This window comes from Nostocoides australiense Ben110 (genome assembly GCF_001050535.1).
Classification (GTDB): Bacteria; Actinomycetota; Actinomycetes; order Actinomycetales; family Dermatophilaceae; genus Nostocoides_A; species Nostocoides_A australiense.
The window spans coordinates 2,496,912-2,503,984 of sequence record NZ_HG764815.1 but is presented as its reverse complement, the minus strand read 5'-3'; the positions used below and the strand labels follow the sequence as shown (position 1 = coordinate 2,503,984).

Below are 7,073 nucleotides of genomic sequence, written 5' to 3'. Positions count from 1 at the left end.
CCGCCCCCCCCCCCGCCTCGAGCGGGCCTGCGCGCGCGTGGCCGAGCGGGCACCGGGGGTCCCTGTCACGGCATACCGCTCATCGGGCCGGGCCGCGCGGATCCTGCTCGACGCCAGCGAGCGGGCGCGGACAGTGGTCCTCGGGTCGGCGCGCGGCGGGAACCTCGAACGGATTCTGCTCGGCGCCACGTCCACCTCGGTCGTCGCCCTCGCCCGGTGCCCGGTCGTGGTCGTGGGACCGGTGCTGCCCGAGGACGGCGATATCGTCGTCGCCTTCGACGACAGCCCGCACAGCCGCGCCGCGTTGCGGTATGCCGCGGCCACGGCCGAGCGCCTGCGGGTGCCGGTTCGCGTGGTCAGCGGTTGGTTCTTGGAAGTCGTCGACGGAGTAGTGGCCACCACCCCGGGTTCGCCGCAATACGAGAAGGTCAAGCGGCGGCTGCACGGGAGCATCGACGCGGCCCTCGAGCCGGTCATCGCGGCCCACCCCGATGTGGCATTCACCGCGGTCGTGAAGCAGGGAAAGATCGTGGATATCGTTCTTGCAGAAGCGCAAGACGCACGCCTGCTGGTGCTCGGCACCCGCGGCCGCGGTGGCATCGCCGGGATGCTTTTCGGCTCGGTCAGTCGCAAGGTCCTGCAATCGGCCCGGGTCCCGGTCGCCGTCCTGAGCCACGGCGCGTAACTCACTGCCGGCGTCAGCGGGTATCGGCCGGTCCGAGCGTGCGCGCCACCGCTCGGCCAGCGGCCGCCTGCGCGAGGAAATACTCCTCGTCGGCGTCCAGGCCCCGGCCCATGCTCGACAGGGGGATCGGGCAGGCGCCCAGCGCCTCGAGCAGCCCGTCGACCGGCTCGCTGATCAAGGTCACCTGACCGCGCGCCCCGGCAGCAAGATCGCCCGCCTGCTGCGCCACCAGAGCCCCGAATTCGCCGGGCAGGTGCGGCACGATCAGGCTCGCCTCACCGAGGACGACCCGGCCGTATGCGGTCCGGCTGTGGTGGGAGATGCCGTGGTGGCGTTCGCGGGCGTCGGCCGCGCTGATGCGCAGGGCGCCGAAGCCGCGTCCGCCGAGGACGTGCACCGCGTTGAGAGCCTCGCCGGCCGCCAGACCCGTGAAGCCGTATGGCGTTCCCGTGCCGACATTTCCGGGCCCCTGGACAACCACCACCAGGTCAGCGCCGAAGACGTACTTGGCCGCCAGCAGCCCCGAATGCAACATCACCGCCTCGAAGTCGCCGCCGAAGGCCTGCCCGACCGTCCCCGTCGCGGTCAGCCAACCCAGTTCGGCGAGCCGCGCGAGCGTCATCGAGAAGGCCGCCGGCAGCGCACCGCCGTCGGTGTAGAGGTGGACGACCCGTGCCCGCGGCGCCAGCGACCGGACCCCCACCAGAATCGGCGCCAGCGCCGAGTGCACGTCGGCGACGAGCACCGGCAGTCCGGCCAGGTCCCCGTCGGCCGCCGGTCCGGACGAGAGCGCCCCGTGGTGCGGGCTCTCCTGTTCGTCGACGGCCAGCACGATCTGCTGTTGCGGGGTGTATCGGGCCTTGACGATATGCCCCGGCCCCGCCGGCGGATCCGGCGGCAACCGGTCGGGTGCGGCGACCACGAACGCCAGCCCGCCGGTCCCGAGCCCGCGCTCCAACGCCGAGGTGGTGAGCAGCACCCGGTCTCCCGCACCCAACACACCCACCAGGTCGGCATACCCGAGAGCGCGCACGCGCGGCCCCGGCGCCTGGTCGGGGGAGTCGAGGTCGACGGCATACTGCACCGCCCGCCCCCACGACTGCTCCACCGCGGCGACCGTCCCGACTCGCCAGTGCATCACGGGCTCAGCGTAATGAGCCCGGAGGCGATCCCTCCGGTAGCGTCGACCTGACATGCCACCCAGCAACTCCCCGGCCGCCAAGACCGAGCGGCTGATGAATCTCGTGATGACGCTGCTCTATACGCGCCGTCCGCTCTCGCGCGCCCGGATCCGCGAGACCGTCGAGCAATACCGGCTGGCGCCGACCGACGAGGCCTTCGAGCGGATGTTCGAGCGGGACAAGGAGGAGCTGCGCGAACTCGGCATCCCGCTGGCCACCGAGGAGATCAGCGCCGGCTGGGAGGACGAGCCCGGCTATCGCATCCACGCCCGCGACTACGCGCTGCCGCAGATCCGCTTCGATGCCGACGAACTCGCCGTCCTGGGGCTTGCCGCACGCGCGTGGTCCCACGCGACGCTCGCCGCCCCCGCCGCCACGGCCCTGCGCAAGCTGCGCGCCAGCGGCGTCGAACCCGACGACGAGGCCTTCGCCTTCGTCGAGGCCCGCCTCGGCACGAGCGAGCCGGCGTTCGGGCCGCTCTTCGACGCCGTGCTCGCGCAGGCGCCGGTGCGCTTCGGGTATGCCCGCCCGGGTGAGGAGGCCGCGACCCGGCACGTCCAACCGTGGGGCCTGACGTCCCAGTCCGGCCACTGGTATCTCACCGGGCTGGACACCGACCGCGGCGAGCCGCGCGTCTTCCGCCTCTCGCGGATCTCCGGCAAGGTCACCCGGGCCGGCAAACCTGGGTCGTATGCCGTGCCGGCCGACCACGACCCGGTCGCCATGATCCGGGGTCGCCGGGAGGGCGGCCGGCTCGACCTGGTGCGGCTGCGCGTGCAGTCAGGTTCGGGAAATGCCTTGCGGCACAGGGGGATCGAGACGGCGGGGGATGACGGTTGGGACAAGGTCGAGCTGCCCTACAGCGACCCGGGGGATATCGCTCACGAGCTGGCCTCCTATGGCGCCAGCCTGATCGTCGAGGAACCGCCCGCCGTGCGCGACGCCGTGATCACGGTGTTGCGGGCCGGCGCCGACGCCCACGAGGAGGTCGGCCCATGACGCCCGAAGGCGCGAGCGGACGGCTGGCTCGCCTGCTCTCGATCGTGCCCTGGCTCGTGAACCGGCAGGGTGTCGATATCACCCACGCTGCCGCCGAGCTGGGCGTGACGGAGGCCCAGCTGCGCGACGACCTCGAGCTGCTGTTCATGTGCGGCTACGGGTCGATGACCGACGAACTCATCGACGTCTCGACCGAGGGTGGGCGCATCCTCATCTCCAACGCCGACACCATCGCCCAGCCGTTGCGGCTGACCCGCGCCGAGGCGCTCACCCTCATGGTGGGGCTGCGGGCGCTTCTCGGCGCGGAGGGAGTGGCCGACTCCACCGTCATCGAACGCACCCTGGCCAAGCTCGACGAAGCGGCCGCGAGCGCCGGCGACGTGGCGGGCAAGGTGGAGGCCGTCCTCGCCGACGACTCGGCGGAGCACGTGCGCGAGGTCGTCGCCGATGCCCTGCGCCGGGGCCGGCGCCTGCAGCTGCGCTATCTGGTGCCGGCGCGCGACGAGAGCACCGATCGGGCCGTGGACCCGATGCGCCTGGTCAGCCTCGACGGCCGCTGGTACCTCGAGGGCTGGTGCCACCGGGCCGAGGACACCCGCCTGTTCCGGCTCGACCGGGTCGAGGACATCGAGGTCCTCGACGCCGACGGCACCCCGCCCGCCGGAGCCCGGGCGCGTGACCTGGCCGCCGGGACCTTCGTTGCGTCCCAGCGCGATCCGCTGGTGACGCTGGAGTTGCGGCCGGGCTGGGAGTGGGTGGGGGAGTACTACCCCACCGAGTCCCTCGCCCGCGCCGACGGGGTCACGACGGTGACCTTGCGGGTCGGGGACCGTGAGTGGGTGCGCCGGCTGGCCCTCCGCGCCGGCGGCGGGGTCCTCGTGCGCGAGCCGGCGGACCTGGCCGCCGAGGTGGCGGGCAGCGCGCGGGCCGCGCTCGCGGCATACGGAGCGTGAGGCACGGTATGCCGTGGTGGGCCTCGGCGCTGGTCTTCCTCGCCATCCTCGTGGGGGGCGGGTGGTGGCTGTGGCGCCGCGTCCGCGCGACGTGGCGGTCCGTGCGCGCCCTGAACGACCAGGTCAGGGAGGCGTCGCTCCTGATCGCCGAACTGGATCGCACGGCCTCGCGGCTGCCCACGTCAGGCGATGTTCAGCTGGCGGTCTTCGTGCATCCATACGACGCCCACAGGGAACGCACAAGAACGCGTGCCATCGTTGCTGACGAGCGACGAGCCCGGCGCCAGCCGAAGCTCCCGCCCTGGGCTCGCCGTTGAACCCACCCCACGAGGTGTCCTCGCTGCGCTTCGGCACTTCGCGAGGGCCCCGGTCGCCTTGACCCTAGAATGAATCCGACGACACACCAACGTGAAAGGCGCGTCATGCCCAACCTTGGTCCCACCGAGCTGATCATCATCGCCCTGGTGATCATCCTGCTCTTCGGATGGAAGCGCCTGCCCGACGCCGCCCGCTCCCTCGGGCGCTCCGCCCGCGTGTTCAAGTCCGAGGTCAACGAGATGAAGGCCGAGGACGAGGCGCGCAAGCGCGCCGACGGCACCATGACCACCGGCACCACGACCACCGGCACGACGACCACCGGCTCCGCCGGCTCGACGACGGTCGAGGGTTCGGCGCTGCGCGAGGACAACAGCCCGCGGACGGACAACCAGTCCGGTCATACGCACTGACGTGGCGCCCGGCCTGCCGGGCAGCGCCAAACGGGCAGCCCGCAAGGCGAACCCCGAGGGGCGCATGTCCCTCATCGAACACCTCATCGAGTTCCGGCAACGGCTGATCAAGGCCGCCCTGGCCCTGGTGGTCTGCTCGATCATCGGCTGGTTCCTCTACGACTGGGTCTATGCGCACTTGACGGCTCCGATGGAATCCGTTGCGGCCGAACGCGGAATCGAGGCTGACAAGGTTGCCCTCAACTTCGCCGGTCTGACCACGGCCTTCAGCCAGCGCGTCAACCTCAGTGTCTGGCTCGGGCTGATCATGGCCAGCCCGGTGATCATGTACCAGCTGTGGGCCTATATCGTCCCGGCCCTGACGAAGAAGGAGAAGCGCGTCTCGATGGCCTTCGTGGCCGTCACCTTGCCGCTCTTCCTCATCGGCTGCGCGTTCGGCTACTGGGTGCTGCCCAAGGCCGTCGAGATCCTCCTCAGCTTCACGCCGGTCAACGCCTACAACCTGCCCGAAGCGGCGATGTACTTCCGCTTCGTCACCCGGCTCATCCTCGTCTTCGGCGTCACCTGGGTGATGCCGGTGGCGCTCGTCGGGCTGATCTTCGCCGGCATCATCCCGGGCAATGCCCTCTTCAAGCAGTGGCGCCCGGCGCTGGTGCTGATCTTCATCATCTCGGCCATCGTGACCCCGACTCCCGACCCGGTCACGATGTTCTTCATGGCCGGACCGCTCATCGTCCTCTATTTCATCGCGGCCTGGATCGGGATCCTCATCGGCCGGCGCCGCGCCAAGAACGCCCCCGACTGGACGAAATACGCCGACGACGAGGCCTCGCCCCTATAACCTGCTGCCCGTGCCCGACGCTGCAGCCGAGAATCCCGCCGGCCCTAGGTCCGGGGAGATCTCGGGCACCCGCGTCGGCCTGGTCGTCAACCCGCACGCCGCCGCCGGGAGCGGGAACCGGATCGGGGCCCGGCTGGTGCGCGAACTGGGCGCCGCCGGCTTCGACATCGTCCATCTCTCCGGGCCGACGGCCGGAGCGGCCCTCGCCAACGCCCGGCGATCGATCTCCGAGGATCGCCTCGACCTGCTCGTCGTCGCCGGGGGCGACGGGATGACGCACCTGGGCGTCAACGCCTGCGCCGGCACCGACATACCCCTCGCCGTCGTCGCGGTGGGCACGGGCAACGACATCGCCGGCGCCCTGGGCCTACCCGTGCGTGACGTCGAGGCGTCGGTGGCGATGATCGCCGCCGGGCGCACGCGGTCCGTGGACGCGGGGCGCGTCGACGGCGACCATCACCGGCCGTGGTTCGGCGGCACGCTGTATGCCGGGTTCGACGCGGTCGTCAACGCGCGCGCCAACGCGTGGTCCTGGCCGCGGGGGCAGTCGCGCTACAACCTCGCCGTCGTCCGCGAACTCCCGGTCTTCAGCGCCATCCCGTATGCCGTGACGATCGACGGCACCCGCACCGAAACCGAGGCGATGCTGGTCATTGTGGCCAATGCTTCGTCATACGGTGGCGGGATGCACGTAGCCCCACACGCGCTCATGGACGACGGACTCTTCGACGTGATGATCCTCCACAAGATCAGCCGGCCCGAGTTCCTGCGCGTCTTCCCCAAGGTCTTCTCCGGCACCCACGTCGACCACCCGGCCGTCCAGATCACCCGCGGCCGGCGCGTGCTGCTCGAAGCGGACGGGATCACCGCCTTCGCCGACGGCGAGCCCTTCCGCCGGGTGCCGCTGCGGGCCGAGGTCGTGCCCGGCGCGGTGCGCGTCGTGGTCCCCGCGTCATGAGCCATCTCGCGGCCTTCGAGGCCTCTTTGAGTTTCCCGCTCGATCCCTTCCAGCGGGACGCGTGCGCGGCGGGTGGAGGCCGGCAAGGGGGTGCTCGTCGCGGCGCCGACCGGAGCGGGCAAGACGGTGGTGGGGGAGTTCGCGGTCTCCCTGGCGCTCACGCGCGGGCAGAAGGCGTTCTACACCACGCCCATCAAGGCCCTCTCCAACCAGAAGTACACCGATCTGGTCGCACGGCACGGCAGCGCGAATGTCGGTCTGCTGACGGGGGATTCGTCGATCAACGGCGAGGCGCCCATCGTCGTGATGACGACCGAGGTGCTGCGCAACATGATGTATGCCGGGTCCTCCTCCCTGACCGGGCTCGGATTCGTCGTCATGGACGAGGTGCACTACCTCGCCGACCGGATGCGCGGGGCGGTGTGGGAGGAGGTCATCATCCACCTGCCGCCGTCGGTGCAGCTGATCTCGCTCTCGGCCACCGTCAGCAACGCCGAGGAATTCGGCGACTGGCTCGAACTCGTCCGGGGCAACCACGCCGTGATCGTCTCCGAGCACCGGCCGGTGCCGCTGTGGCAGCACATGCAGGTCGGGTCCCGGATGTTCGACCTCTTCGCCGATTCGACCGCGGGTCCGCGGCGCGGCGGCGAGATCCCGCGGTTGAACCCCTATCTCACCGACGCGATCCGGCAGGCCGAACAGCGCGGGTATGCCGAGGCGGCGGCCCG

8 protein-coding genes and 1 pseudogene are annotated in these 7,073 nt (G+C 71.1%); 8 read left to right on the top strand and 1 reads right to left on the bottom strand.

The annotated features are described in order from the left end of the window. Positions 1-685, top strand: a 685-nt coding sequence (locus BN11_RS12035; protein WP_083433713.1) for a universal stress protein, incomplete at its 5' end; no start/stop codon positions are given. Between the two features lie 13 nt (positions 686-698). Here BN11_RS12035 and BN11_RS12030 read toward each other — a convergent pair. Beyond that, positions 699-1,823, bottom strand: a complete 1,125-nt coding sequence (locus BN11_RS12030) for a DUF3866 family protein (RefSeq protein WP_083433712.1) — start codon at positions 1,821-1,823, stop codon at positions 699-701. Between the two features lie 55 nt (positions 1,824-1,878). Between BN11_RS12030 and BN11_RS12025 the strand changes: the two genes are divergently transcribed. The 7 genes and pseudogenes from BN11_RS12025 to BN11_RS11995 all read left to right on the top strand — a co-directional run. Then, on the top strand, positions 1,879-2,865 hold the full coding sequence (locus BN11_RS12025) for a helix-turn-helix transcriptional regulator (RefSeq protein WP_048698041.1): 987 nt from the start codon (positions 1,879-1,881) through the stop codon (positions 2,863-2,865). Next, positions 2,862-3,818: a helix-turn-helix transcriptional regulator gene (locus BN11_RS12020; protein WP_048698040.1), complete on the top strand. Its 957-nt coding sequence runs from the start codon at positions 2,862-2,864 to the stop codon at positions 3,816-3,818. The genes BN11_RS12025 and BN11_RS12020 overlap by 4 nt, the downstream gene beginning before the upstream one ends. Before the next feature lie 8 nt (positions 3,819-3,826). After that, complete coding sequence (locus tag BN11_RS12015; RefSeq protein ID WP_048698038.1) at positions 3,827-4,135, top strand: hypothetical protein; 309 nt, start codon at positions 3,827-3,829, stop codon at positions 4,133-4,135. 105 nt (positions 4,136-4,240) lie between these two features. Beyond that, a complete protein-coding gene (gene tatA, locus BN11_RS12010) occupies positions 4,241-4,546 on the top strand; it encodes a Sec-independent protein translocase subunit TatA (protein ID WP_048698036.1) in 306 nt (101 codons plus the stop codon). 1 nt (position 4,547) lies between these two features. Continuing rightward, positions 4,548-5,387, top strand: a complete 840-nt coding sequence (gene tatC, locus BN11_RS12005) for a twin-arginine translocase subunit TatC (protein ID WP_235435456.1) — start codon at positions 4,548-4,550, stop codon at positions 5,385-5,387. Between the two features lie 10 nt (positions 5,388-5,397). After that, positions 5,398-6,345 (top strand): diacylglycerol/lipid kinase family protein, encoded by a 948-nt coding sequence (locus BN11_RS12000; protein WP_235435455.1) that lies wholly within the window; start codon positions 5,398-5,400, stop codon positions 6,343-6,345. Continuing rightward, a pseudogene (locus BN11_RS11995) lies at positions 6,342-7,073 on the top strand (DEAD/DEAH box helicase); the annotation flags it as partial. The gene BN11_RS12000 and the pseudogene BN11_RS11995, both read left to right, overlap by 4 nt.

Coding starts and splice junctions, on each gene's coding strand:
- BN11_RS12030 (WP_083433712.1), bottom strand. CDS start 1,823: ATGCACTGGCGAGTCGGGACGGTCGCCGCGGTGGAGCAGTCGTGGGGG.
- BN11_RS12025 (WP_048698041.1), top strand. CDS start 1,879: ATGCCACCCAGCAACTCCCCGGCCGCCAAGACCGAGCGGCTGATGAAT.
- BN11_RS12020 (WP_048698040.1), top strand. CDS start 2,862: ATGACGCCCGAAGGCGCGAGCGGACGGCTGGCTCGCCTGCTCTCGATC.
- BN11_RS12015 (WP_048698038.1), top strand. CDS start 3,827: ATGCCGTGGTGGGCCTCGGCGCTGGTCTTCCTCGCCATCCTCGTGGGG.
- tatA (WP_048698036.1), top strand. CDS start 4,241: ATGCCCAACCTTGGTCCCACCGAGCTGATCATCATCGCCCTGGTGATC.